The following is a 24375-nucleotide window of genomic DNA, read 5'->3' as shown; positions in this document are numbered from 1 at the left end:
CCGAATGGATTTGATGGTGGAATATCGACTCGCGGCTGAAATTCGCCGGGAGGGTGCCACCGTGGGACTATTCGACAGCAAGAAAAAGTCACCCACGCCCTGCCCGAATTGCAAAGCCGGCGTCAGCTTCACGGTTCATGACGACATCGCAACTTGTGCGAGATGCCAGACCGACTTCGCGACCGGCTATGAGTCGGACATCCGCACCGTCATCGAGAAGAACGTGAAGGGCCGGATCGAGTACCCGCCCCACGCCGTGGCCCGTGCCATCGGCTACGCGTCGGCCATCTACGGCATGGCGACGCATGGCGAGGAATTCCACCCCGAACTGATCGAGGATCATTTCCGCAGCCAGCAGCGCCACGGCACCGCCGCCACCGGCGAGGCGTCGCTGGTGAATGACGGGATCGAGGGCCGCGGGCTGCGTTTGCGCAAGCTGGACGATCAGCGAACCGGCTTCCTGGTGGTGCTGGTCAAGGGGGACCGGGCGGCGCGCGCCAAGGGCAACGACTTCGTCCAGATCTACGTCATCTTCCGCGGCTCCCGCAGCAATGTGGGGGTCTCCAATCCGGAGCAGGCGGGCTACACGGAAGGCGGCCGGAACGTCGACTACGCCGCCAATTTCACCGGCCGGCAGGATCCGACCTGGTGGGCGCCGAAGCACATCCGCATCCGCCGCGGCTTCCTCGAACTCTACAAGAGCATGAGCATCGAGATCGTGGTGGAGTTGCGCCGCCTGCTCGGGCTGTATCCCAAGGCCCGGGTCATCGTCACGGGCCACAGCCTGGGGGCCGCGCTGGCTGTGACCTGCGCGCATCACCTGCAATACCATCTGGGCGCCACGATCGATGGCGGCGGCCCCTTCTGTTTCCCGTTCTGCACGCCGAAGGTCGGCAACCTCGCCTTCTGCCGCGACTTCAAGGTCCAGCTGGGTGAGAAGAGCCACGCCATGCCCGGGGAGGCCAATTCCTCCCGCCTCTATATCCGCGGCATGAACTTTTCCATGCACAACGACCCGGTCTCGACCAAGGGCGACTATGGCTACAAGCATGATCGGTCCGACGATCTGCGCAGCCAGGGCACCGATGCGGCGAACCAGTCCTTCAGCGGCAAGATCATGTACGGCCTGCGGAAATCGGAGAACAAGCTGATCATCTTCTACCAGACGCCCAACCTGTACGACGTGGGCTGGTACGCGCTGTGGAATATCCACCAGTATTCCAAGATGCAGGAATACTTCATCGGCAAGGCGCTCTACCGGACCTGACGAACAACCCGCGCGCTTGACGCCCCGCCGGGCCGGGCCGAATTTCGGCTTCCAGGACACCAGGAGGAAAAGCGCGCATGACCGACGAGACCCCGGTTCTGGTCACCCGAGACGGGCCGGTGGTGCGCGCCGTGCTGAACCGACCGCACCGGCGCAACGCGATGAGCCAGGCGCTGGTCGAGGCGCTGGACCTGCTTCTGGCGGAGTTGAAGACGGACACCACCGCCCGCGTCCTGGTGCTGTCCGGCGCCGGTGGCCATTTCTGCGCCGGGCTGGACCTGACGGAGGTCGGCGCCGTGGAAACCCGTGAACAGAAGCTGGAGCGCCAGCACCTGCGCAACCAGCGCACCGGCGCCCGGTTCAACGCCATTGCCGAACTGCCGCAGGTGGTCATCGCCGCGGTGGAAGGCGCCGCCTATGCGGGTGGGCTCGGCTTCGTCGCCTCCGCCGACATCTGCCTGGCTTCGGCCGATGCGCGGTTTTCCGCCCCCGAGGTCCGGCGTGGGCTGGTTCCCGCGCAGATCCTGCCCTGGCTGGTGCGGCGCATGGGGAGGTCCGAGGCGGCGCGGCTGTGCCTGCAGGGGCATGTGATGGACGCCGAGGAAGCCGCCCGCACAGGCCTGGTCCACCAGGTGCTGCCTGATGCGGCGGCGCTGGAGCGCGCGGTGGCGGCGACCGTCGGCGATATCCTCCAGGGCGCCCCCGGCGCGCTGGCCGAAACCAAGGCGCTGCTGGCCGCGCTTGGACCGGTGGCAACGCCGGCATATGCCGAGGCCGGGGCCCGCAGCTTCGCCCGCCGCGCCGCGGACCCGGAGGCCGAGGAAGGCATCGCCAGCTTCAAGGCGCGCCGCAAGCCGTCCTGGATGCTAAGCTGACCCGGACCGGAACGGAGGACACGCCATGACCGCCTGCATCGTCGGCTGGGCCCATACGCCCTTCGGCAAGCTGGAAGACCCGGATATCGAGAGCCTGTTCGGCCGTGTCGCCCGCGCCGCGATCGAGGATGCCGGGATCGGCGCGGCGGAGGTGGATGCCGCCTTCGTCGGCGTCTTCAACGGCGGCTTCTCGAAGCAGGACTTCTTCGCGAGCCTGTTGCTCGGCCATGTGCCGGAACTGCGCTTCAAGCCGACCACCCGGTACGAGAATGCCTGCGCCACCGGCACCGCCGCCATCCATGGCGCGCTCGACTTCATCGCGGCGAAACGCGGCCGCTTCGCGCTGGTGGTGGGGGCGGAGAAGATGACGGCCACCTCCAACGCGCAGATCGGCGATATCCTGCTCGGCGCCAGCTACCGGAAGGACGAGGGCGAGATCCCGGCGGGCTTCGCCGGCGTCTTCGGCCGCATCGCCGAAAGCTACTTCCAGCGCCATGGCGACCAGTCCGACGCGCTGGCGGCCATCGCGGCGAAGAACCACAGGAATGGCGTGGCCAACCCCTACGCGCAGATGCGCAAGGACCTCGGCTTCGCCTTCTGCCGCGCCGAGAGCGAGAAGAACCCCTTCGTCGCGCCGCCGCTGAAGCGCACCGATTGCTCCCTGGTCTCGGATGGCGCCGCGGCGCTGATCCTGACGGATGAGGAAACGGCACGGTCCATGTCGAAGGCCGTGCGCTTCCGCGCCGCGGTGCAGGCGACCGACCTGATGCCGATCGCCGCCCGCGACGTGATCCGCTTCGAAGGCGCCCGCGCCGCGTGGGGCCAGGCCTTCCGGGAAACCGGCCTGTCGCTCTCCGACCTCAACTTCGTCGAGACGCATGACTGCTTCACCGTCGCCGAACTCATCGAGTACGAGGCGATGGGCCTGACGCCGGATGGGCAGGGGGCGCGGGCGGCGCTGGAGGGCTGGACGGCCAAGGATGGCCGCCTGCCGGTGAACCCCTCCGGCGGGCTGAAGTCCAAGGGCCACCCGATCGGGGCCACCGGCGTTTCGATGCATGTGCTGACGGCGATGCAGTTGACCGGCACGGCCGGCGACATGCAGCTGCCGAAGGCGGACCGCGCCGGCGTCTTCAACATGGGCGGCGCGGCGGTGGCGAACTACTGCTCGATCCTGGAGCGGGTGGATTGAGCGCCCACCTGAAGCCGCTGACGCTGGAGGAGTTCCTCGCCTGGGAAGCGGCGCAGGAGGAACGCTTCGAGTTTGATGGCACGCAGCCGGTCGCCATGACCGGCGCCTCGCTGGAACATGCCCGGCTGGTCACCCGCGTCATCCTGGCACTGTCCTCGCGCCTGCGCCCCGGCTGCGAGGTGCTGGCGCACGACATGAAGGTCGTGACCGAGGGTCGGGTGCGCTACCCCGACCTGGTCGTGGTCTGCGGCCCGGTCGCCGCCAATGCCGACCGGGTCTCGCCGAGCCTGGTGATCGAGGTGCTGTCGCCCTCAACCTCGCTGACCGACATGCGGGTGAAGCCGGCCGAATATGCGCGGCACCCCTCCGTGCTCGCCTATGTCACGCTGGAACAGGACAGCCCGCGCATCGTCATCTGCCGGCGGGAAGCCGGGTGGCAGGAGGAGGTCTTCGAAGGCCTCGACGCCGCGCCCGACCTGCCGGAGGTCGAGGGCGGCCTGCCGCTCCGCGACCTGTACCAGGCTTAGGCCGCTACCCGGCCTAGGCCGGCACCAGCAGGCAGACTGCCGCCTGCGCCGCGATGCCCTCGCCGCGGCCGGGGAAGCCCAGCCTCTCCGTGGTGGTCGCCTTCACGGAAATGCGGTCCACCGGCACCGCCAGCAGCGCCGCCAGCCTTTCGCGCATCGCGGTCGCGTGCGGCGTGATCTTGGGGCGCTCGCAGATCAGCGTGACGTCGGCATTCGCCAGCACGCCGCCGCGCGCCGCGATGCGTCCGGCGGCGTGGGTCAGGAAGCGGGCGCTGTCGGCATCCTTCCACTGCGCCTCGGAGGGTGGGAACCAGCGGCCGATATCGCCTTCCGCCAGCGCACCGTAGATCGCATCGCACAGCGCGTGCAGCCCGACATCGGCATCGGAATGGCCGTCGAGCCCCATCGGCCCGGGGATGGTGATGCCGCACAGGACCATGGGGCGGCCGGCGACCAGGCGGTGCACGTCGAAGCCGGTGCCGATGCGCGGGACCAGGGGGGGGATCAGGGGCGGGGTCATGGCGGCCTCCATCCGGGCGAGATCCTCCGGCCAGGTGATCTTGATGTTGCGGTCGTCGCCCGCCACCAGGGCCACCGCGTGCCCGGCGGCTTCCAGCAGCTGCGCGTCGTCGGTCGCCTCGACCGTCGCGGCGCGGTGGGCGGCGAGCAGGGTGGCGAAGCGGAAGGCCTGCGGCGTCTGGGCGCGGAACAGGCCGGCGCGTGGGACGGTGGCGATGATGCGCCCGGCCTCCGCGCGCTTCAGCGTATCCGTCACCGGCTGCGCGGGAATGGCGCCGAGGTGGTCCGACAGCGCCGTGAACAGCGCAGGAACCGTGCCCGGTGGGATGAAGGGCCGTGCGGCGTCATGCACCAGGACAAAGGCGGGCGGCGCGGCTGCCAAGGCCTCCAGCCCCGCCTGCACACTGGCCTGGCGCGTTGCGCCGCCGGGGACCGGGGGCAGGGTGGGCAGGCCGGCCAGGATCGCCGCGACCTCCGCCGCATCCTCCGGCGCGCAGACCGGCAGCAGCGCGTCCACACCGCCATCGCGCAGCAGCGCCTCCGCCGCATGGCGCAGCACCGTCATGCCGCCGAGGCGGGAGAATTGCTTCGGCCGGGCGGCGCCGAACCGGCTGCCGCTGCCGGCCGCCATGAGGAGGGCCACGCATCGCATGCGCCCGGCTTACCGCAGGACCCTGCTTCCTCCCAGGGTGATACGTGCAAATCCGTCCCAATGCCGGATTAAGCGGCAGTCTTTCGATACGGGATGATGGTTCGCATTGCCGAAAGGCGCCGTGGCCACTAGCTTGCCCAAATCATGAGCATGACCAACGCATCTGCACCGCCGCCCCGGCTGCGCCCGATCGATCTCGGCGGCGCGCGGATCGAGACCCCCGTGATTCTCGCGCCGATGTCCGGCGTGACGGACCTGCCGTTCCGCCGCCTCGCCCGCGCCCAGGGCACCGGCCTGGTGGTCAGCGAGATGATCGCCTCCAACGCCATGGTGCGGGAAAACCGGACCACCTTGAAGATGGTGGAGGTGGACGGGCAGGGCGCCTCCGTCCAACTCGCCGGCTGCGACCCCCTGGTGATGGCGGAAGCGGCGAAGCTGGTGGTGCAGCATGGCGCCGGGATCGTCGACATCAATTTCGGCTGCCCGGTGAAGAAGGTGGCGGTCGGCCAGGCGGCAGGCTCCGCGCTGATGCGGGACGAGATCGGCGCCGCGCGCATCCTGGAGGCGGTGGTGCGCGCCGTGCCGGTGCCGGTGACGCTGAAGATGCGGATGGGCTGGGACCATCAATCGCTCAACGCACCGCGCCTGGCGCAGATTGCCGAGGCGTGCGGCATCCGTATGGTCACCGTGCATGGCCGCACCCGGCAGATGTTCTACAACGGCACCGCCGACTGGGCCTTCGTCGCCACCGTGAAGGCCGCCGTTGGCCTGCCCGTGATCGTCAACGGCGATATCCTGAACCCCCTGGATGCCGCGGAAGCCCTGCGGCAATCCGGCGCCGATGGCGTGATGATCGGCCGCGGCTGCTACGGCCGCCCCTGGCTGCCGGGGCAGGTGGCGCAGTACCTGGAGACCGGCGTGCTGCCGCCGGACCCGACGCTGGCGGAGCAGCACGCGACCTTGCTGGCGCATTACCACGCCATGTTGGAACACCACGGCCGCGACCCTGGCCTGCGGCTCGCCCGCAAGCATGTCTCCTGGTATTCCAAGGGTCTGCCCGGCTCGGCTGAGTTCCGATCGGAAGTCATGCGCACGGACAATGTGGACGCGGTCCTGACGCTGATCGACCGGCTGTACCTGCCCCTGATCGACCGCGGCTTCGTGCCTGAGGAGCGCCTGGCGGCATGAGGCCTTCTGCCCTGACGCGCGCCGCACGCGCCCTGCGCCTGCCGGTTCCGCTGCCGACCAGCCCGCCGCCGGTGCCGGATTCGGTGGCGGTGCTGGGCGCCCTGCCGATCGCGGCAGTGGTGCTGGATGCGCAGGATCGCTTCCGCTTCGCCAACCCGGCCGCGGAGCTGTTCTTCCAGCACTCCGCCGCATCCCTGCAATCCTACACGCTGCGCGACCTGCTGCCGCCGGACAACCGGCTGTTCTCGGTCCTGGCGCAGGTCCGGCTGCATGATGCGCCGGTCTCCGACCACGACCTGGCTCTGGAAAGCCCGCGCATGCGGCGGCTTGGGGTTGCCGCGCATGGCGCACCCCTGCCCGAGATGCCGGGCGGCGTGGTGCTGACGCTGCAGGATGGCTCCACGGCGCAGATGCTGGACCGGCAGCTGAATTTCCGCGGCGCCGCCCGCAGCGCCTCCGCCATGGCGGAGATGCTGGCGCATGAGGTCAAGAACCCGCTCTCGGGCATCCGCGGCGCCGCCCAGCTTCTGGAACAGGGCGCCAGCGAGGGCGACCGCGAGCTGTGCCAGCTGATCCAGGACGAGGTCGACCGCATCCGCAACCTGGTGGAGCGGATGGACATGTTCTCCGAACGCCCGGTGGAGCAGGCGGAGGTCAACATCCATGAGGTGCTGGACCATGTCCGCCGCATCGCGCTGTCCGGCTTCGCGGCGCATCTCAGGATCAACCAGGACTACGACCCGTCCCTGCCGCCGGTCTGGGGCAACCGGGACCTGCTGGTGCAGATCCTGCTGAACCTGGTGAAGAACGCCGCGGAAGCCGTTGATCCGCGTGAAGGCGAGATCTCGCTGGCCACCGCCTACCACCACGGCGTCCGCATCGCCGTGCCCGGCAGCCAGGAGCGTGTGGACCTGCCCTTGCAGGTCATCGTCCGCGACAACGGCCCTGGAATCCCTGAAAGCGTCCGCGCCACGTTGTTCGAGCCCTTCGTCTCGACGAAGCGGGGCGGGCAGGGGCTGGGCCTAGCGCTGGTCGCCAAGCTGGTGGCGGACCAGGGGGCGCTGATCGAGTGCGACAGCCGCCCGGGCCGCACGTCCTTCCGCATTTCCCTGCCAACCTCGCCCACGCCGCCCCGCCGCCCCCCCACCGGAGTTTCCGCATGAGCGACACGGCCGCGGTCTCCGCCACCACCCGGACCATCCTGATCGCCGATGACGACCGGGCGATAAGAACCGTGCTTTCCCAGGCACTTGGCAGGTCCGGCTACCATGTCCGCGCAACCTCCTCCGCCGCCACTTTGTGGCGCTGGGTGGAGGATGGGGAGGGCGACCTGGTGATCACGGACGTCATCATGCCGGATGAGAACGGACTGGACCTGGTGCCGCGCATCCGCCGGGTGCGGCCGGACCTGAGGGTGGTCGTGATGTCGGCGCAATCCACCTTCTCGACCGCGCTGAAGGCCACCCAACGTGGCGCCTTCGACTACCTGCCCAAGCCCTTCGATCTGAAGGAATTGCTGGCGGTCGTCGGCCGCGCCCTGGCCGCACCCAGCACGCCGGCCATCGCCGATGCGGAGGAGCCGGAGGAAAGGCTGCCGCTGGTCGGCCGGTCCGCCGCCATGCAGGAGATCTACCGGACGGTCGCCCGCCTCACCACCACCGACCTCACGGTGATGATCACGGGCGAATCCGGCACCGGCAAGGAACTGGTCGCGCGTGCCCTGCACGACTATGGCCGCCGCCGCGCCGGGCCCTTTGTTGCCATCAACATGGCCGCCATCCCGCGCGAGTTGATCGAATCGGAGTTGTTCGGCCATGAGCGCGGCGCCTTCACCGGCGCGCTGAACCGCGGCGTCGGGCGCTTCGAACAGGCGGCCGGCGGCACGCTGTTCCTGGACGAGATCGGCGACATGCCCTCGGAAGCGCAGACCCGCCTGCTGCGCGTCCTGCAGGAAGGCGAGTTCACCACCGTCGGCGGCCGCCAGCCGATCAAGGCCAATGTCCGCATCGTCGCCGCCACCCACCGCGACCTGCGGCAGTCGATCCGCGGCGGCATGTTCCGCGAGGATCTTTTCTACCGATTGAACGTGGTACCGATCCGTCTTCCACCTTTGCGTGAGCGGCTGGAGGATATTCCGCTGCTGGCGCGGCACTTCCTGGAACGCGCCCGCGCCGCCGGCCTGCCGCAGAAGCAGCTCGACCAGGGCGCCATGGACCGGCTCAAGCAGCACGCCTGGCCCGGCAATGCGCGTGAGCTTGAGAACCTGATGCGCCGGATGGCGGCGCTATACCCGCAGGAGATCATCGGCGCCGATGCGGTTGGCGCCGAACTCGCCGAGGCCGCCGCGCCGCCGGAGGAAGGGCCCCGTGCCCCGGAAACCCTGGAGCAGGCGGTGGAACGCCACCTCGCCGGCTTCATGTCGGCGCACAAGGACGGCATGCCGATCCGGGACCTGTATGACCGCGTGCTGGCGGAGGTGGAGCGCCCGCTGCTGAAGCTGGCGCTGTCCGCCACCCGCGGCAACCAGATCAAGGCCGCCGCCATGCTCGGCTTGAACCGCAACACGCTGCGCAAGAAGCTGCGGGAGCTGGACCTGCCGGTGGTGCGGGGCCTTCCCTGAGCTTTTGAAGGGGGCTGCGCTGGGCTAGGCTGACCTCATGGGATTGAGCTGGCGGCGGATCGGCGAGCTGTTCTTCGGCAGGGCCACGACACTCGGCCTGGCGGTCACCGCCGTGCTGCTCGGCATCGCCACCTTCGTGCTGCTGGCCGGCGGCAGCCCCTTCGGCCCGACCAGCCCGGGGCAGATCGTCGCCGTGGTGCTGTGCAATGCCGGCGTGCTGCTGCTGCTGGCGGCCTCGCTCGCCTCCCGCCTCGTGCGCGTCTGGGCGGAACGGCGGCGCGGCAGCGCGGGCGCGCGGCTGCATGTGCGGCTGGTGACGCTGTTCGGCGGCGTCGCCGTGGTGCCGGCGCTGATCGTGGCGGCCTTCGCGGCGGTGTTCTTCAACCTCGGCATCCAGGCCTGGTTCAGCGACCGCGTGCGCTCCACGCTGGAGGCCTCCCTCGTCGCCTCCCGCGCCTGGATGGACCAGCACCGGGACGAGATCCGGGTCGATGCCCTGGCCATGGCGGCCGACCTCAACCGGGCCGCGCAGGTCTTCCTGCCGGACAACATGCCGGCCTTCGAGCGGCTGCTGGCGACCCAGACCTCCATCCGCGGCCTGACCGAGGCGGTGGTGTTCGAACCGACGCTCGGCCGCGTCATGGCCGCCGCCGGCTTCACCCCCGGCGCGATGATCGAGCCGCCGCCAGGTTGGGCGCTGGAGCAGGTGCGCCAGGGCGAGGTCGCGGTAGTGCCGGGCGACAACAATGCGCGGGTGCGGGCGGTGACCAGCCTCGACATCCCGCCCGGCCTGCTGCTGCTGATCGGCCGGCCGCTGGATGCCAGCGTGCTGGACCACATGCGGACCACGGAACTGGCCTTCCAGGAATACGACCAGCTCGACCGCAACCGCGGCAGCCTGCAGATCACCTTCGCGCTGATCTTCGCCTGTGCCGCCCTGCTGGTGCTGCTGGCCGCGGTGCTGGTGGGGCTGGTCTTCGCCAACCAGATGGCCCGCCCGATCTCCCGCCTGATCACCGCGGCCGAGCGGGTGCGGGCCGGCGATCTGTCGACACGGGTGGAGGAAGGCACCGCCGATGACGAGTTGGCCAGCCTGTCCCGCGCCTTCAACCGCATGACCAGCCAGTTGTCGGCCCAGCGCGGCGAGCTGATGGAGGCCTACCGGCAGATCGACGAGCGGCGGCGCTTCACGGAAACCGTGCTGTCCGGCGTTTCCGCCGGCGTCATCGGCCTGGACGCCATCGGCCGCATCAACCTGCCGAACCGCACGGCGAGCGAATTGCTGGGCGTCGACCTCGACGCCGCGATCGGCCTGAACATGGCCCGCGTGGCGCCGGAATTCGCGGAGCTGGTGGCGGCCGCGCGGGACCAGCCGGACCGGCCGCACATGGCGGAAATCCCGATCGGCCCGCCGGCGCATCGCCGGATGCTGATCGCCCGCATCGGCGCGGAGACCCAGCCTGGCCGCGTCACCGGCTTCGTGCTGACCTTCGACGACATCACCGAACTGCAATCCGCCCAGCGCAAGGCCGCCTGGGCCGATGTCGCGCGGCGAATCGCGCATGAGATCAAGAACCCGCTGACCCCCATCATGCTCTCGGCCGAGCGCCTGAAGCGGAAATACCTGAAGGAGATCGCCAGCGATCCCGACACCTTCCGGATGCTGACCGACACCATCGTCCGCCAGGTCGGCGATATCGGCCGCATGGTGGATGAGTTCTCCGCCTTCGCCCGCATGCCGCAGCCGGTCATCCGCCCCGACCGGCTGGACCAGGTGGTGCGGGAGGCGCTGGTCCTGCAGCAGCACGCGCATCCGGAAATCCGCTACGAGACCGGCATCCCGGAGGGCCTGCCGCCGCTGCCCATGGACCGCCGCCTGATCGGCCAGGCGCTGACCAACCTGTTGCAGAACGCGGCGGATGCGGTGGCGACCGTGGCGCGGGAGGAAGGCGACCAGGGCCGGATCGGATTGCGGATCGAGAAGGTGCCGGAGGGCTTCGCCGTGGTGGTCGAGGACAACGGCATCGGCCTGCCGGCCGGCGAGGAACGGGCACGGCTGACCGAGCCCTATGTGACGCACAAGGCGAAAGGAACCGGGCTTGGCCTTGCCATCGTCAAAAAGATCATGGAGGACCATCATGGTCGCCTCGATCTGGAGGACCGCCCCGATGGCCCAGGAGCCCGCGCCCTGTTGATCTTGCCGCTGGCCGAGCCGAAACCCGCGAAGGACACGGGCGCCGCCCCGGCGTCGCTGCCCGAGGTTCCTGCGCCCGCAGCTTCGGCGCCCCAGCCCGCCGCGATGGGGGTCTCCGACCATGGCGCATGAAATCCTGATCGTCGACGACGAGCCCGACATCCGCGCCCTGATCGAGGGCATCCTTTCGGATGAGGGCTACGAGACGCGCCAGGCCGCCAATTCCGACCAGGCCATCGCCGCCTTCAAGGCGCGGCGGCCGGCGCTGGTGATCCTGGATATCTGGCTGCAGAACTCCCGGCTCGATGGCCTGGGTATCCTGGCCGCGCTGCATGGCGAGGAGCCGCGGGTACCCTGCGTGATGATCTCCGGCCACGGCACCATCGAGACTGCGGTCCAGGCGATCCAGAACGGCGCCTATGACTTCATCGAGAAGCCGTTCAAATCCGACCGCCTGCTGCTGGTCATCTCCCGCGCGCTGGAGGCCTCCCGCCTGCGGCGGGAGAACAGCGAACTGCGGCTGCGCGCCGGCGGGGAGACGGAGCTGGTGGGCGTCTCCGCCCCCATCATCCAGCTGCGCCAGGCGATCGACCGCGTGGCGCCCACCGGGTCCCGCGTGCTGATCACCGGGCCGGCGGGCTCCGGCAAGGAAGTCACGGCGCGGATGCTGCACGCGCGGTCGCGGCGCAACGATGGCCCCTTCGTCGCCCTGAATTGCGCGACGCTGGCCCCGGCACGGTTCGAGGAGGAGCTGTTCGGCGTCGAGGCCGGCGCCGATCCCACCGGCCAGCCGCGCCGGGCCGGGGTGCTGGAGCGCGCCCATGGCGGCACGCTGCTGCTGGACGAGGTGGCGGACATGCCGCTGGAAACCCAGGGCAAGATCGTCCGCGCCCTGCAGGAACAGGGCTTCGTTCGTATCGGCGGCGCGCAGCGCGTCACCGTCGATGTGCGGGTGATCGCGACCACCAACCGGGATCTGCAGGCGGAGATCGCCGGCGGCCGGTTCCGGGAGGACCTGTACTACCGGCTCGCCGTGGTGCCCCTGAAGATCCCGCCGCTGCGCGACCGGCGGGAGGATATACCGGCGCTCGCCCGGCACTTCATGGCGCGCTCCGGCGAGACCTCCGGCATGGCGCCGCGCGAATTGTCGGAGGACGCGCTGGCGGCGATGCAGGCCTATGAATGGCCGGGCAATGTCCGCGAGTTGCGCAACCTGATCGACTGGCTGCTGATCATGGCGCCGGGGGAGGCGCGGGAGCCGATCCGGCCGGACATGCTGCCGCCCCAGGTCGGCGCCTCGGCGCCTGCCGTGCTGAAGCTGGACCGGTCCTCCGAAATCATGACGCTGCCGCTGCGCGACGCGCGGGAGCTGTTCGAGCGGCAGTACCTGGAAGCCCAGCTTCTTCGCTTCGGCGGCAATATCAGCCGCACCGCGGCCTTCGTGGGGATGGAACGCAGCGCGTTGCATCGTAAGCTGAAGTTCCTCGGCGTCCAGGCCGAGGACCGCGCCCCCGCCGCCGCCGGCGGATAAGCCCTCTCCCCCCTCGGGGGAGAGGGTTGGGTGAGGGGGACCGCCTGATCCACGGGAACACCGCATGTCGAAGATCGCGTATGTGAATGGGCGCTACCTGCCGCAGCCCGAGGCCTCGGTGAACATCGAGGATCGCGGCTACCAGTTCGGCGACGGCATCTACGAGGTCGTCCACCTGCATGACGGCCGCTACGTGGACGAGGATTTGCACCTGGCGCGGCTGGAACGCTCGCTGGGCGAGATCCACCTGCCGATGCCGATGTCCCGCGCCGCGCTGTCCATGGTGCTGCGGGAGGTGGCGCAGCGGAACCGGGTGCGGGAGGGCCTGCTGTATATGCAGGTGACGCGCGGCGTGTCCCGCCGCGACCATGCCTTCCCGTCGAAGCCGGTGCCGCCGGCGCTGGTCGTCACCATCCGCCGCGTCCCGGCCTACCCGACCGATGTCGACAAGTGGCAGGCCGCCTGCATCACCATGCCCGACCTGCGCTGGGCGCGCCGCGACATCAAGTCCGTCAACCTGCTGCCCAACGTGCTCGCCCGGCAGAAGGCGCGGGAGGCCGGCGCCATCGAGGCGATCCTGTTCGACGAGGCGACCGGCATGGTCACCGAGGGGGCCGCCACCACCTTCTGGATCGTCGATGAGAACGGCGCCATCCGCACCCGCTTCCTCGACCACGTCATCCTGCCCGGCTGCACCCGCGCCGCGCTGATGGCCGAACTGCGGACGCTCGGCATGGAGTATGACGAGCGCGCATTTTCGCTGGAGGAGATGCGGCGGGCACGGGAGGCCTTCATCACCTCCGCCACCTCCTTCGTGAAGCCGATCACGAAGATCGATGGCCAACCCGTGGGCGATGGCAAGGTCGGCCCGGTGGTGCGGCGCCTGTTCGAGATCTTCGCACGCCATGTGAAGGGCGACGTGAAGAACGCGGCATGAGGCCGGCCTGCATCCTCTGGGATTGGGACAACACCCTGGTGGATGGCTGGGCCGCCATCCAGCACGGCCTGAATGCCACCTTTACCGCGTTCGGCATGCCGCATTGGACGCGGGAGACGGTGCTGGCCAATGTCCGGGGGTCGCTGCGCGACACCTTCCCCGGCATGTTCGGGGCGGAGTGGGAAAGGGCGCGGGATATCTTCTACACGGGGGTCCGGTCCTGCCATCTCGATGTGTTGAACCCGATGCCTGGCGCGGCCGAGGCCATCGCCGCGGCCGCCGCGCTCGGCCCGCAGGGGGTCGTCTCCAACAAGCAGGGGGCGCTGCTGCGGGCGGAGGCGGCGCATCTGGGATGGGCGCCGAGCTTCGCCGCGCTGGTCGGCGCGGGCGACGCCAGCGCGGACAAGCCGGCCGCGGCACCGCTTTTCCTGGCCCTTGAGGCCTGCGGCGTGCCGGCGGGGCGGGCGGTCTGGTACATCGGCGACACGGTTTTGGACATGGATGCGGCGCGCGCGGCGGGCTGCACCGCGGTGCTGCTCGGTCGGGCGCCGCATGATGGGGGCGTGGCCGCAGCGCGGCCCGACATCGCCTTCGATGACGGCCATGCGCTGGCCGGGCATCTGTGGAGCCTTGCCAGGGCAGGGGTTGGCGGGGGATTGTAGGGGCGCCGGTGATGCTGGCGGCGCAGGCCGTGGCGGAGCCGGATTCGGGCAGGGCCTTGATGGTGGTTTAATGCCACCTGGGCCCGGCCGCCTACCCAACCCCTCGGCCTGGTGCGCCAGGCTGCCAACAAGCCCTCGGCCTGGTTCTCCAGGCCGCCAACAAGAAGGACGACCCTCCGTGGCCGCCGAGAAATCCCAGAACGTGCAGGACGTGTTCCTGAACCACGTCCGCAAGTCCAAGACCCCCGTGACGATCTTCCTGGTCAATGGCGTGAAGCTGCAGGGCATCATCACCTGGTTCGACAACTTCTCCGTCCTGCTGCGGCGGGATGGACACACCCAGCTGGTCTACAAGCACGCCATCAGCACTGTGATGCCGGGCGCGCCGATCATGCTGTTCGATGCTGCGGCCCAAGGTGCGGGCGCGGCCCCGGCGGCCGAGGGTTCGGCCCCGGCGCGGGAGAATCGACTGACCCTTGGGCGTGAGGTGACACCTGTCGGATCGCGAGACTGAGTCCCCGGACGGCGACGCCAGGGGCCTGAAGGACACCCGCGACGGCCCCACCAGGGCCGCCGTGATCCTGCCGCATGACCGCTTCCAGCGTGGCGGCACGGCGCATGGCGAAGCCGGGGCGAATCGCGCCGCGGAGGCGAAGCTGGCGGAAGCGGTGGGGCTGACCGCCTCCATCGGCCTGACCATCGTCTACTCTGCCATCTTCCCGCTGCGCGCCATGCGCTCCTCCTCCCTGCTCGGAGAGGGCCAGGTGGAGATGGTGCGGGAGGAGTGTGCGCGGCACGGCGTCACCGTGGTGGTGGTGGATGCCGCGCTGTCGCCGGTGCAGCAGCGCAACCTGGAACGCGCCTGGGGCGCCAAGGTGATCGACCGCACCGGCCTGATCCTGGAGATCTTCGGCGAGCGTGCGCGCACCAAGGAAGGCGCGCTGCAGGTCGAACTGGCGCATCTGGACTACCAGCGCACCCGCCTGGTGCGGTCCTGGACCCACCTGGAGCGGCAGCGCGGCGGCTTCGGCTTCCTGGGCGGCCCCGGCGAATCCCAGATCGAACTCGACCGCCGCCTGATCGGCGACCGCATGGTGCGCCTGAAGAAGGAGCTGGAGCAGGTGCGCCGCACCCGCGGCCTGCACCGGTCCGCCCGCGCCCGCGTGCCCTACCCGGTGGTCGCGCTGGTCGGCTACACCAATGCCGGCAAATCGACGCTGTTCAACGCGCTGACCGGCGCTGGCGTCTTCGCGCAGGACCAGTTGTTCGCGACGCTGGACCCCACCATGCGGGCGATCAAGCTGCCCTCGGGCCGCACCGTCATCCTGTCCGACACGGTGGGCTTCATCTCCGATCTGCCGACCCAACTGGTGGAAGCCTTCCGGGCGACGCTGGAGGAGGTGGCGGCGGCCGACATCATCCTGCATGTCCGCGACGCCGCGCATCCCGACACCGCGGCGCAGCGGGCCGACGTGCTCGGCGTGCTGGGCGACATGGCCCAGGGCGACGACGCGCCGATGGACGAGGGCTGGCCGCGGCGCGTCATCGAGGTGCTGAACAAGGCTGACCTGATGGGCGGCGTGGAGTCCGTGCCCGAGATTCCCGGTGCCATCGCCGTCTCCGCACTGACCGGCGACGGGCTGGATGCGCTGCGGGAGGCGCTGGACGCGCGGATGGTGGCCGGCATGGAAACCGCCGACTACCGCATCGCGCCCGCCGACGGCGCCAGCCTCGCCTGGCTGTATGAGCATGGCGAGGTGCTGGCGCGGGAGGATGCCGAGGACATGATCCGCGTCTCCGTCCGCCTGACCTCCGCCGACCGGGCGCGATTCGAACAGCGGGGGCATTGATGCGCTTCGATACCAGGGCGGCGCGCGACGTCGCCGAAGTGCTGCGCGCGGCCACCCGCAAGGAGATCCTGCCGCGCTTCCGCCGCCTCGCCGCCGGCGATGTCCGCACCAAGTCCAGCCCGCTCGACCTGGTGACGGAGGCCGACGAGGCTGCCGAGCGCATGATCGAGGCGGCGCTCCGCGCCCGCTTCCCGGGCTGCGTCGTGGTGGGGGAGGAAGCCACGGCGGCGGACGCCACGCTGCTGTCGACGCTGGCCGGTGCCGACCTCGCCTTCGTGGTGGACCCGGTGGACGGCACCGCCAACTTCGCCGCCGGCATGCCGCTGTTCGGCTGCATGGCGGCCGCCTTCGTGAAGGGGGAGGTGTTGGCGGGCTGGATCCATGACCCGCTCGGCGACGACACCGCCGTGGCGCTGCGCGGGGAGGGGGCCTGGTTCGAGGATGCCGAGGGCCACCGCTTCGCCGATCTGCGCGTCGCGGCGCCGGTGCCGGTGGACCGCATGGTCGGCGCGATTTCCTGGGGCTTCCTCAAGGAGCCGCAGCGCACCCAGGTGGCGTCGCGTCTGCCGCGCCTGGCGGGCATCGTGAATTTCCGCTGCGCCGCGCATGAATACCGGCTGGCCGCCAGCGGCCACGCACATCTGCTGTTCTACAACAAGCTGATGCCCTGGGATCACGCGCCCGGCTGGCTGCTGCACCGTGAGGCCGGCGGCTACTCCGCCCGCTTCGATGGCAGCGCCTATGAGGCCAGCCACCACGTCACCGGCGGGCTGATCTGCGCGCCGGACCAGGTCTCCTGGCAGGAAGCGCGGGACGCGCTGCTTGGCTGAGGATGACGGGGAGGACGAGGGTCCTCCCGGCCTGCCGCCTGGCACGCCCTTCTACATGACGCCCGCGGGCCACGACGCGCTCCGCGCCGAACTGCGCCGGCTTTGGGACGAGGAGCGGCCGAAGGTGGTCGAGGTGGTCTCCTGGGCCGCCGGCCTCGGCGACCGGTCGGAGAATGCGGACTACCAGTACGGCAAGCGCCGCCTGCGCCAGATCGACGGCCGCGTGCGCTTCCTGCGGAAACGCCTGGAACGCGTGCAGGTGGTGGACCCGGCGGCGCAGACCCGGCGGGACCGGGTGTTCTTCGGCGCCACCGTGACCTACGCCCGCGCCTCCGACGATGCCGAGATCCGCATCACCATCGTCGGCGTGGACGAGGCCGACAGCAGCGCCGGCCGCATCTCCTGGGTCGCGCCGATGGCGCGCGCGCTATTGGGCGCGCAGGTGGGGGATGTGCGGCGGGTCCGGACCCCGGCGGGGGTGGAGGAGATCGAGGTGGTGGATATCGCTTATCCGCCGGCGTGATTCGCGCCGCCGCGCGCCGCGGCCCATCTTCCGAGCAACCCGGAAGGAGACGCCGCCATGTCCATGATTCTCGACCCCAACGACCCGCTGCCCCAGGGCCTCGAGACGGTCCTGCTGCCGCGCACCCACGATATCGGCGGCTTCGAGGTGCGGCGCGCGCTGCCGGCCAAGGAACGGCAGATGGTCGGGCCCTTCATCTTCTTCGACCAGATGGGGCCCGGGGAATTCCTGACCGGCACCGGCGTGGACGTGCGCCCGCACCCGCATATCGGGCTGTCCACCGTTACCTACCTGTTCGAGGGCGAGATCCTGCACCGGGACAGCCTCGGCACCGAATTGCCCATTGCGCCCGGCGACGTGAACTGGATGACCTCCGGCCGCGGCATCGTGCATTCGGAACGCACCGCCGGCGAACGCCGGGTGGCGCCGCACCGCCTGTCCGGCATCCAGTCCTGGGTGGCGCTGCCCAAGGCGCATGAGGAGACGGCGCCGGCCTTCGTGCATCATGGCGGGGCCACCCTGCCGGTGATCGAGGATGCGGGGGTGAAGCTGCGGCTGGTGGCCGGCCATGGCTGGGGCCTGCGCTCGCCGGTCAGCACGCTGTCGGAGCTGTTCTACGCCGATGCGGTGCTGGCACCGGGCGCCCAGGTGCTGATGCCGGACCAGCAGGAGGAACGCGCGGCCTATGTCTTCGAGGGCAGCGTGGAGGTCGCGGGCCAGGGCTTCGAGGCCGGGCGGATGCTGGTGTTCCGCGCCGGGGACCGCATGTCGCTGAAGGCCGGCCCGGCGGGCGCGCGCCTGCTGCTGCTCGGCGGCGCCGCCATGGACGGGCCGCGCTACCTGTTCTGGAACTTCGTCAGCTCCTCCCGCGAGCGGATCGAGCAGGCGAAGGCGGATTGGTCGCGCGACCGCTTCGGCACGCCGGTGCCGGGTGAATCTGAATGGATTCCGCTGCCGGAGAAGAAGGTTGTGCGGGCCGGGGAGGGGGCGCCGACGAGCTGAGCGGACGGGCAGATCGCCCGTTCACCCTTTGTGCCAGAGCCCGGGGCCTGTTGTAGTAATACTACATGAACCGCCGGGCGGCGGGCCGGGTTGTAAATCAGATTTACAACTCAGCTCCGCTCCGCCGCCTTCACCGCCTGCCACTCCGCCTCCATCTCCGGCAGGCCGGCATCCGCAGGCGCCAGCCCGCGGTTCGCCAGCCGGGCTTCGACACCCGAGAACCGGCGCTCGAACTTGGCGTTGGCGGCGGCCAGGCAGGTCTCCGGGTCCAGGTCCAGCTTGCGGGTCAGGTTCACCAGCACGAAGAACAGGTCGCCGACCTCGTCCTGCTGCCGGGCGCGGTCCATCGCCGGAAGCTCGGCCCGAAGCTCCGCCGCTTCCTCCTCCAGCTTGTCCAGCACGGCGGGTGCGTCCGGCCAGTCGAAGCCGACGCGGGCGGCGCGGCGGGTCAGCTTCAGGGCGCGTGTCAGGGCAGGGAGGCCGGGCGGGATCCCGGCCAGGGCGCCGGTCTCGGCGCGGGCGGCGCGTTCGGTGGCTTTCTGCGCCTCCCAGGCCAGGGTCTGCGCGGCCGTGTCCCGGGCGGCGGCGTCGCCGAAGACGTGCGGATGGCGGCGGATCATCTTGGCGGAGATCGCCTCCGCCACCTGGGCGAAGCCGAAATGCCCGGCCTCCTCGGCCATGCGGGCGTGGTAGACGACCTGGAACAGCAGGTCGCCCAACTCATCGAGCAGCGCCGGGAAATCCGGGCCGCGGCCGATGGCGTCCGCGACTTCGTAGGCTTCCTCGACCGTATAGGGCGCGATCGAGGCGAAATCCTGGACCTGGTCCCAGGGGCAGCCATCCGGCGCCCGCAGGCGGACCATGATCTCCAGCAGGCGGGCCAGCGCGGCGCCGGGCTCGGCATCGGAATGGGGCATCGGGGCAGGCTCTCCAGGAACGATCTCGACACAGATACGTCCTGTGTCGCGCAGGCTGGTCAAGGCGAGGGTGGCGGGCGACCGCGTCCACAATTCCTCCCGGATTTATCCCCCAGTCTATTTGCCGCATAATGAATATTATGGAAAGCAACGGGCTTGGGGATAAGACGGGGATTTTGTGGATGAGGCCGGAGCCTGAACTTGACCCCCCGATCTGCGCTGGAAGCCGGACCACTGGAACAGAGCGTGTCCGGACGACACGGAAAACGCGCCATACCGCCTTAGCCGGGAAGCTCCAGCACCATGCCGTCATGCCCTGGCTCCACGCCATCCGGCAGGCTCTGGCGCAGGAAGCCGAAATCCATGTCGATGCCCATATGGGTCAGGACGGTCCGCCGCGGCCGCAGCCGGTCGACCCATTCCAGCATCTGCGCGATCCCGGCATGGACCGGATGCGGCTGGCGCTGCAGGCAGCCAACCACCCAGGTGTCCAGTCCCTGCAGCGCCGCCAGGCTGTCCTCCGGCAGGCTGACCACGTCGGTGGAATAGGCGAAGCCGCCGATCCGGAAGCCCAGCGTCTCCATCACCCGGTGATCCTGCCGGAACACCTGCACCTTCATGCCCGCCATCGCGACGGTTTCGCCGGGCGCGACCGTATGGGCCGACAGCGCGGGGCGATAGAAGCTGGGAGGCGTCGCAGGCTGGAAGGCATAGCCGAATCGCCGCTGGACCTCGGACAGGGTCGTGGTGCTGGCGAAGGCGTCGAGGGCCGTGCCGCGCAGGCGGTTGATGCCGCGCAGATCATCGATGCCGAGCACATGGTCCGCATGGGAATGCGTGAAGGCCACGGCATCGATCGTTGCAAAACCGCAGGCAAGCAACTGCTGCCGCAGATCCGGCCCGGCGTCGATCAGCAGCCGCTGGCCGGCGCTGTCCTGTACCAGCGCGGCGGTGCGGCTGCGGCGGTTGCGCGGCTCGGCCGGATCGCATTCGCCCCACTCGCCACGCCCATCCGGCCCGCCCAGTTGCGGCACGCCGGCGGAGCCGCCGCAGCCCAGCAGCGTCACCCGCATCAACGCGCCCGGCTGAACAGGCGGTGGAAATTGCCCGTGGTCAGGTCGGCCAGTTCGGCGCTGCCGAGGCCCCTCACCTGCGCCAGCTTCGCGGCCGTATGCACGACATAGGCCGGCTCGCACGGCTTCCCGCGCAGCGGCACCGGCGCCAGGTAGGGGCTGTCCGTTTCCACCAGCAGGCGGTCGGCTGGCGTCTCGGCGGCGACGGCGCGGATCGCGTCGGATTTCGGAAAGGTCAGCATGCCGCTGAAGGAGATGGTGCCGCCGAGCCGCACCGCGGTTCGCGCGAGGTCCGCGCCGGAGGAGAAGCAATGCAGCAGGAAGGGAAACTTTCCGCGCGCATCCTCATCTTCCAGGATCGCCGCCATGTCCGCATCGGCGTCGCGCGCATGCACCACCAGCGGCAGGCCGGATTGCCGGGCTGCCGCGATGTGGCGCCGGAAGCTCGCCTGCTGCCGGTCGCGCGGCGCCTTGTCGTAGAAGTAGTCGAGGCCGCTCTCGCCGATCCCCACCACGAGCGGATGATCGGCCTCGGCCAGGATCGCCTCGACCGTCGGAAGCTCGCCCTCGCCGGCATTGTGCGGATGGATGCCGACGGTGGCGAAGACGCCCGCATGCCGATCCGCGATCGCCCGCACGGTCGCCGCCTGCTCGCCGAGCCGGGTGCCGATGGTGACCATCACACCCACGCCCGCGGCCTTGGCACGCGCCACGGCGGCGGCCTGTGCCTCGCCCTGGAAATGGTCCAGGTGGCAGTGGCTGTCGACAATCACGCGGTGGCCTCGATCTTGCGGAACAGCGGCTCCGGCGCTGGCAGCGCGAGGCCCGCGGGCAGCGGCGTCGCGAGGTCATCGAGCCCCCTCGCCGCCTCCGGCACGCCAAGCTGGTCCAGCAGCTTCGCCATCGTCCCGGGCATGAAGGCCTGCAGCACGGTCGCGAAGACGCGCAGCGCGTCGTGCAGGTGGCGCAGCACCGCCTGGCCCCGCGCCGGGTCGGTCTTCTTCAGGGCCCAGGGCGCGGCGACGGTGATGTAGCCGTTGGCGTCGCGCACCGCGGCCATGATCGCCTCCAGCGCCAGGTGGAATTCCTGGCGGTCCAGATGCGCGCCCACCACGCCCGGCAGCGCCGCAAGCTGCGCCACCATCGCGGCATCGGCCTCGGCGGGCTCCGTCGCCGCCGGCAGCGTCGCCTCGCAATTGCGCTGGATCAGCGACAGCGTGCGGTTGGCGAGGTTGCCCAGCGCATTGGCCAGCTCGCCGTTCAGCCGGTTGACCAGCGCGCCGCGGGAGAAGTCGCCGTCCTGCCCGAACGGAACCTCCCGCAGCAGGAAGTAGCGCACCGGGTCCAGCCCGAACTCCTCGACCAGCGCCACCGGGTCGATGACGTTGCCGAGCGACTTCGAGATCTTCTGGCCCTCATTCGTCCACCAGCCATGCGCGAAGACGCGCTGCGGCGCCGGCAGGCCGGCCGCCATCAGGAAGGCCGGCCAGTAGATGGCGTGGAACCGAAGAATATCCTTGCCGACGAAATGCACCTCCGCCGGCCACAGCGTCCAGGCCTCGGCAGTCTCGTCCGGCCAGCCCAGCGCGGTGATGTAGTTGGTCAGCGCATCCAGCCAGACATACATCACATGCGCATCGTCGCCCGGCACCTTCACGCCCCAGCGGAAGGAGGTGCGGGAGATGGACAGGTCGGACAGTCCCGACTTCACGAAGGCCACCACCTCGTTCCGCCGGCCGGCCGGCAGGATGAAGTCGGGGTTGGCGTCGTAGAAGGCCAGCAGGCGCTCGGCCCAGTTGGACAGGCGGAAGAAGTAGGACGGCTCCCGCACCCACTCCACCGGCGCGCCGGAGGGCGCGTATTTCACGCCGTCGCGCTCGACCAGTTCGTCCGGGCCATAGAAGGCCTCGTCGCGCACCGCGTACCAGCCCTCATAGGCGCCGAGGTAGATCTCGCCATTGGCCGCCAGCTTCTCCCACAGCGCCTGGCAGGCGCGCTTATGGCGGTCCTCCGTGGTGCGGATGAAGGCGTCGTTGGAGAAGCCCATGGTGGCGGTCAGGTCGCGGAAATGCTGGCTGACGCGGTCGGTGAAGGCCTGCGGGTCCATCCCCGCATCCTGCGCCGCCTTCTCCACCTTCTGCCCGTGCTCGTCCGTCCCGGTCAGGAAGAACACCCGCCGTCCCTGCAACCGCCGCCAGCGCGCCAGCACATCCGTGGCGAGCGAGGTATAGGCGTGCCCGATATGCGGCCGGTCGTTGACGTAGTAGATCGGCGTGGTGAGGTAGGAGCTTGTTGTCACGGTATCCGGCATCCAGGTTCTCGGTCAGCTTCTGGAGAGCCACAGGAGCCCGGTCAGGACCGCCTGCTTGCGATCCAGGCTGAGCGCATCCGTCTCGGCCGCCAGCCGCCCGAGCCTATCCCACAGGGTCGACCACTCGGCAAGCGGACGGCCGGCGAGCCACCCGGGCGCCGCCTGCCCGCGCGCCGCCTGCCGCACCGCGGCCGAAATCGCCTGGCGCAGCAGGGCCATGAAGGTCAGGAAGCTGCTGCCATCCCGCTTCGCCGCGACACTGTCCGCCAGCGCATGCCAGCGCCGCCGGCTGCCGCTGGCCAATCCTTCGAGCGCTTCCTCGACCAGGGCCTGCAAGGCGAGCCCCTCGCCTTCCGCCAGCGCCACTGCCTGCCCGGCCGAGCCTTCCGCGATGCGGCCGAGCGTTGCGCGTTCGGTCGCCGTCAGCGCGGGCAGCAGGCGGGACAGCAGCGGGTCGAGGTCCTCCGGCGCCAATGGCGCCAAATCCAGCCGGCGCACGCGGCTGCGGATGGTGGCGAGCAGCCGGTCCGGCGCGGCGGTGGTCAGCACCAGGACGGAGCGCGGCGGCGGTTCCTCCAGCGTCTTCAGCAGCGCGTTCGCCGCCTCGACGCGCATGTGTTCCGCGCCATCCACCAGCACGAAGCGCCAGCCACCCTCCGCGGGGGTCATGCCGAGGAAGCGGGTCGCCTCCCGCGAATCCTCGACGCGGATGATCGACTTCACACCGCCCTTCTCGCCGGTGTTGGGGCGCAGCGTGCGGAGGTCGGCATGCGTGCCGGCGGCGATGCGACGGAAGGTCGGGTTGGCCGGGTCCAGATGCAGCGGCGTGGCGTGGGGCGGCACCGTGCCCTCCGCGCCGCCGGCCAGCAGCCAGCGGCCGAAGCGATAGGCGAGCGTCGCCTTGCCGATGCCGGGGGGGCCGGCCAGCATCCAGGCCTGCGGCAGGCGGCCGGACAGTGCGGCGCGTTGCAGGGTCTCGGCCGCGCCGCGATGCCCGAACAGGTCCGGCATGGACCGCACCGGCAGGTCCAGGTCCGGCGCGAACTCCTGCACCTTCGGCGCGCGCGGCGCGCGGCTCATGGCAGGCGCTCATCCACCAGGGCGGCGATGCGGGCGGCGAGCGGTTCCGGCGCGCCGGCGGCATCGAGCAGGGCGCAGCGCCCAGGTTCCGCCGCCGCGAGCGCGCGAAACCCTTCGCGAACCCGAGCATGAAAGCCGGCGTCGAGGCGCTCATACCGGTCCGCCGCCACGCCGCGCTGCCGGGCACGGGCCAGGCCGAGTTCCACCGGCAGGTCCAGCACCACGGTCAGGTCCGGCTCCTGCCCCTCCAGCGCGATCCAGGCCAGGCTCTCGATGGTCGCGGACTTCACCCCCTGCGCATGGCCCTGGTAGGCCCGGCTGCTGTCGGCGAAGCGGTCGGAGACCACCCAGAGTCCGGCCGCCAGCGCCGGGCGGATGGTCGCCACCCAGTGATCCCGCCGTGCCGCGAAGACCAGCAGCGCCTCCGCCACCGGGTCCAGCCCGGTGCCGGACAGCAGCACGCGCCGCATCGCCTCCGCCCCCGGTGCGCCGCCAGGCTCCCGCGTCAGCAGCACGGGCAGCCCGCGCGCGGCCAGATGCGCGGCGAGGTGGCGGGCCTGGGTGGATTTCCCCGCCCCCTCGCCGCCTTCCAGCGTGATGAATTTGCCTTGGGCGGGCATGCCTC

The 24375-nt window shown here is 70.4% G+C and carries 23 protein-coding genes; 16 read left to right on the top strand and 7 right to left on the bottom strand.

From position 1 onward, the window contains the following. The 4 genes from ACFHPP_RS24835 to ACFHPP_RS24820 form a co-directional block, all read left to right on the top strand. A partial coding sequence (locus ACFHPP_RS24835; RefSeq protein WP_437165925.1) for a lipase family protein occupies nt 1-1267 on the top strand: 1267 nt, incomplete at its 5' end. 77 nt (nt 1268-1344) lie between these two features. Beyond that, nucleotides 1345-2142: an enoyl-CoA hydratase/isomerase family protein gene (locus ACFHPP_RS24830; RefSeq protein ID WP_437165924.1), complete on the top strand. Its 798-nt coding sequence runs from the start codon at nt 1345-1347 to the stop codon at nt 2140-2142. Nucleotides 2143-2167: 25 nt separating this feature from the next. After that, on the top strand, nt 2168-3334 hold the full coding sequence (locus tag ACFHPP_RS24825; protein ID WP_437165923.1) for an acetyl-CoA acetyltransferase: 1167 nt from the start codon (nt 2168-2170) through the stop codon (nt 3332-3334). Continuing rightward, on the top strand, nt 3331-3861 hold the full coding sequence (locus ACFHPP_RS24820; protein ID WP_437165922.1) for a Uma2 family endonuclease: 531 nt from the start codon (nt 3331-3333) through the stop codon (nt 3859-3861). Before ACFHPP_RS24825 ends, ACFHPP_RS24820 begins: the two co-directional genes overlap by 4 nt. Nucleotides 3862-3874: 13 nt before the next feature. On the opposite strand, the gene ACFHPP_RS24815 is transcribed toward ACFHPP_RS24820, so the two are convergent. Beyond that, a complete protein-coding gene (locus tag ACFHPP_RS24815) occupies nt 3875-5032 on the bottom strand; it encodes a bifunctional 2-C-methyl-D-erythritol 4-phosphate cytidylyltransferase/2-C-methyl-D-erythritol 2,4-cyclodiphosphate synthase (protein WP_437165921.1) in 1158 nt (385 codons plus the stop codon). Nucleotides 5033-5176: 144 nt separating this feature from the next. Between ACFHPP_RS24815 and dusB the strand changes: the two genes are divergently transcribed. The 12 genes from dusB to ACFHPP_RS24755 all read left to right on the top strand — a co-directional run bounded on the left by dusB (nt 5177) and on the right by ACFHPP_RS24755 (nt 18369). Next, nucleotides 5177-6220, top strand: coding sequence for a tRNA dihydrouridine synthase DusB (gene dusB, locus ACFHPP_RS24810; protein ID WP_437165920.1), 1044 nt, complete (start codon nt 5177-5179; stop codon nt 6218-6220). Continuing rightward, nucleotides 6217-7383 carry a two-component system sensor histidine kinase NtrB gene (locus ACFHPP_RS24805; protein WP_437165919.1) on the top strand — a complete coding sequence of 389 codons (1167 nt, stop codon included), beginning with the start codon at nt 6217-6219 and terminating at the stop codon, nt 7381-7383. Before dusB ends, ACFHPP_RS24805 begins: the two co-directional genes overlap by 4 nt. After that, on the top strand, nt 7380-8840 hold the full coding sequence (ntrC, locus tag ACFHPP_RS24800) for a nitrogen regulation protein NR(I) (RefSeq protein ID WP_430667395.1): 1461 nt from the start codon (nt 7380-7382) through the stop codon (nt 8838-8840). The genes ACFHPP_RS24805 and ntrC overlap by 4 nt, the downstream gene beginning before the upstream one ends. Nucleotides 8841-8877: 37 nt before the next feature. Next, complete coding sequence (locus tag ACFHPP_RS24795) at nt 8878-11166, top strand: ATP-binding protein (RefSeq protein ID WP_437165918.1); 2289 nt, start codon at nt 8878-8880, stop codon at nt 11164-11166. Beyond that, nucleotides 11156-12565: a nitrogen assimilation response regulator NtrX gene (gene ntrX, locus ACFHPP_RS24790; protein ID WP_430667393.1), complete on the top strand. Its 1410-nt coding sequence runs from the start codon at nt 11156-11158 to the stop codon at nt 12563-12565. The genes ACFHPP_RS24795 and ntrX overlap by 11 nt, the downstream gene beginning before the upstream one ends. A gap of 64 nt (nt 12566-12629) precedes the next feature. Next, complete coding sequence (locus ACFHPP_RS24785) at nt 12630-13502, top strand: D-amino-acid transaminase (protein ID WP_437165917.1); 873 nt, start codon at nt 12630-12632, stop codon at nt 13500-13502. Beyond that, nucleotides 13499-14164, top strand: coding sequence for an HAD family hydrolase (locus ACFHPP_RS24780; RefSeq protein WP_437165916.1), 666 nt, complete (start codon nt 13499-13501; stop codon nt 14162-14164). Before ACFHPP_RS24785 ends, ACFHPP_RS24780 begins: the two co-directional genes overlap by 4 nt. Nucleotides 14165-14342: 178 nt before the next feature. Beyond that, entirely contained in the window at nt 14343-14678 is a 336-nt protein-coding gene (gene hfq, locus ACFHPP_RS24775) for an RNA chaperone Hfq (RefSeq protein WP_437165915.1), read from the top strand. 25 nt (nt 14679-14703) lie between these two features. Then, the gene (hflX, locus tag ACFHPP_RS24770; protein WP_437165926.1) at nt 14704-16014 is read left to right on the top strand and encodes a GTPase HflX; all 1311 of its coding nucleotides are present in this window, start codon (nt 14704-14706) and stop codon (nt 16012-16014) included. Beyond that, entirely contained in the window at nt 16014-16844 is an 831-nt protein-coding gene (locus tag ACFHPP_RS24765; protein WP_437165914.1) for an inositol monophosphatase family protein, read from the top strand. The genes hflX and ACFHPP_RS24765 overlap by 1 nt, the downstream gene beginning before the upstream one ends. Then, the gene (gene greB / locus ACFHPP_RS24760; RefSeq protein WP_437165913.1) at nt 16837-17367 is read left to right on the top strand and encodes a transcription elongation factor GreB; all 531 of its coding nucleotides are present in this window, start codon (nt 16837-16839) and stop codon (nt 17365-17367) included. Before ACFHPP_RS24765 ends, greB begins: the two co-directional genes overlap by 8 nt. Before the next feature lie 57 nt (nt 17368-17424). Next, nucleotides 17425-18369: a pirin family protein gene (locus tag ACFHPP_RS24755; protein ID WP_437165912.1), complete on the top strand. Its 945-nt coding sequence runs from the start codon at nt 17425-17427 to the stop codon at nt 18367-18369. A gap of 110 nt (nt 18370-18479) precedes the next feature. On the opposite strand, the gene mazG is transcribed toward ACFHPP_RS24755, so the two are convergent. The 6 genes from mazG to tmk form a co-directional block, all read right to left on the bottom strand. Next, entirely contained in the window at nt 18480-19286 is an 807-nt protein-coding gene (gene mazG, locus ACFHPP_RS24750; RefSeq protein ID WP_437165911.1) for a nucleoside triphosphate pyrophosphohydrolase, read from the bottom strand. A 281-nt stretch (nt 19287-19567) separates the two neighbouring features. Then, nucleotides 19568-20359, bottom strand: a complete 792-nt coding sequence (locus ACFHPP_RS24745) for an MBL fold metallo-hydrolase (RefSeq protein WP_437165910.1) — start codon at nt 20357-20359, stop codon at nt 19568-19570. After that, the gene (locus ACFHPP_RS24740; RefSeq protein ID WP_437165909.1) at nt 20359-21132 is read right to left on the bottom strand and encodes a TatD family hydrolase; all 774 of its coding nucleotides are present in this window, start codon (nt 21130-21132) and stop codon (nt 20359-20361) included. Before ACFHPP_RS24740 ends, ACFHPP_RS24745 begins: the two co-directional genes overlap by 1 nt. Next, nucleotides 21129-22658: a methionine--tRNA ligase gene (gene metG / locus ACFHPP_RS24735; RefSeq protein WP_437165908.1), complete on the bottom strand. Its 1530-nt coding sequence runs from the start codon at nt 22656-22658 to the stop codon at nt 21129-21131. Before metG ends, ACFHPP_RS24740 begins: the two co-directional genes overlap by 4 nt. Before the next feature lie 24 nt (nt 22659-22682). Continuing rightward, the gene (locus ACFHPP_RS24730; protein ID WP_437165907.1) at nt 22683-23750 is read right to left on the bottom strand and encodes a DNA polymerase III subunit delta'; all 1068 of its coding nucleotides are present in this window, start codon (nt 23748-23750) and stop codon (nt 22683-22685) included. After that, nucleotides 23747-24370, bottom strand: a complete 624-nt coding sequence (tmk, locus tag ACFHPP_RS24725) for a dTMP kinase (RefSeq protein WP_437165906.1) — start codon at nt 24368-24370, stop codon at nt 23747-23749. Before tmk ends, ACFHPP_RS24730 begins: the two co-directional genes overlap by 4 nt. Between the last annotated feature and the right edge of the window lie 5 nt (nt 24371-24375).

The sequence above is a fragment of the Falsiroseomonas sp. E2-1-a20 genome, assembly GCF_051433195.1.
In the GTDB taxonomy this organism is placed as follows: domain Bacteria; phylum Pseudomonadota; class Alphaproteobacteria; order Acetobacterales; family Acetobacteraceae; genus Falsiroseomonas.
Note: the sequence above shows the minus strand (reverse complement) of the source record. Positions and strands in the feature narration are given on the sequence as shown.

Bases quoted from the DNA above. Each gene is read 5' to 3' on its own strand.
- ACFHPP_RS24830 (WP_437165924.1), top strand. From the start codon at position 1,345: ATGACCGACGAGACCCCGGTTCTGGTCACCCGAGACGGGCCGGTGGTG.
- ACFHPP_RS24825 (WP_437165923.1), top strand. From the start codon at position 2,168: ATGACCGCCTGCATCGTCGGCTGGGCCCATACGCCCTTCGGCAAGCTG.
- ACFHPP_RS24815 (WP_437165921.1), bottom strand. From the start codon at position 5,032: ATGCGATGCGTGGCCCTCCTCATGGCGGCCGGCAGCGGCAGCCGGTTC.
- dusB (WP_437165920.1), top strand. From the start codon at position 5,177: ATGAGCATGACCAACGCATCTGCACCGCCGCCCCGGCTGCGCCCGATC.
- ACFHPP_RS24805 (WP_437165919.1), top strand. From the start codon at position 6,217: ATGAGGCCTTCTGCCCTGACGCGCGCCGCACGCGCCCTGCGCCTGCCG.
- ntrC (WP_430667395.1), top strand. From the start codon at position 7,380: ATGAGCGACACGGCCGCGGTCTCCGCCACCACCCGGACCATCCTGATC.
- ACFHPP_RS24795 (WP_437165918.1), top strand. From the start codon at position 8,878: ATGGGATTGAGCTGGCGGCGGATCGGCGAGCTGTTCTTCGGCAGGGCC.
- ntrX (WP_430667393.1), top strand. From the start codon at position 11,156: ATGGCGCATGAAATCCTGATCGTCGACGACGAGCCCGACATCCGCGCC.
- ACFHPP_RS24785 (WP_437165917.1), top strand. From the start codon at position 12,630: ATGTCGAAGATCGCGTATGTGAATGGGCGCTACCTGCCGCAGCCCGAG.
- ACFHPP_RS24780 (WP_437165916.1), top strand. From the start codon at position 13,499: ATGAGGCCGGCCTGCATCCTCTGGGATTGGGACAACACCCTGGTGGAT.
- ACFHPP_RS24765 (WP_437165914.1), top strand. From the start codon at position 16,014: ATGCGCTTCGATACCAGGGCGGCGCGCGACGTCGCCGAAGTGCTGCGC.
- ACFHPP_RS24755 (WP_437165912.1), top strand. From the start codon at position 17,425: ATGTCCATGATTCTCGACCCCAACGACCCGCTGCCCCAGGGCCTCGAG.
- mazG (WP_437165911.1), bottom strand. From the start codon at position 19,286: ATGCCCCATTCCGATGCCGAGCCCGGCGCCGCGCTGGCCCGCCTGCTG.
- ACFHPP_RS24745 (WP_437165910.1), bottom strand. From the start codon at position 20,359: ATGCGGGTGACGCTGCTGGGCTGCGGCGGCTCCGCCGGCGTGCCGCAA.
- ACFHPP_RS24730 (WP_437165907.1), bottom strand. From the start codon at position 23,750: ATGAGCCGCGCGCCGCGCGCGCCGAAGGTGCAGGAGTTCGCGCCGGAC.
- tmk (WP_437165906.1), bottom strand. From the start codon at position 24,370: ATGCCCGCCCAAGGCAAATTCATCACGCTGGAAGGCGGCGAGGGGGCG.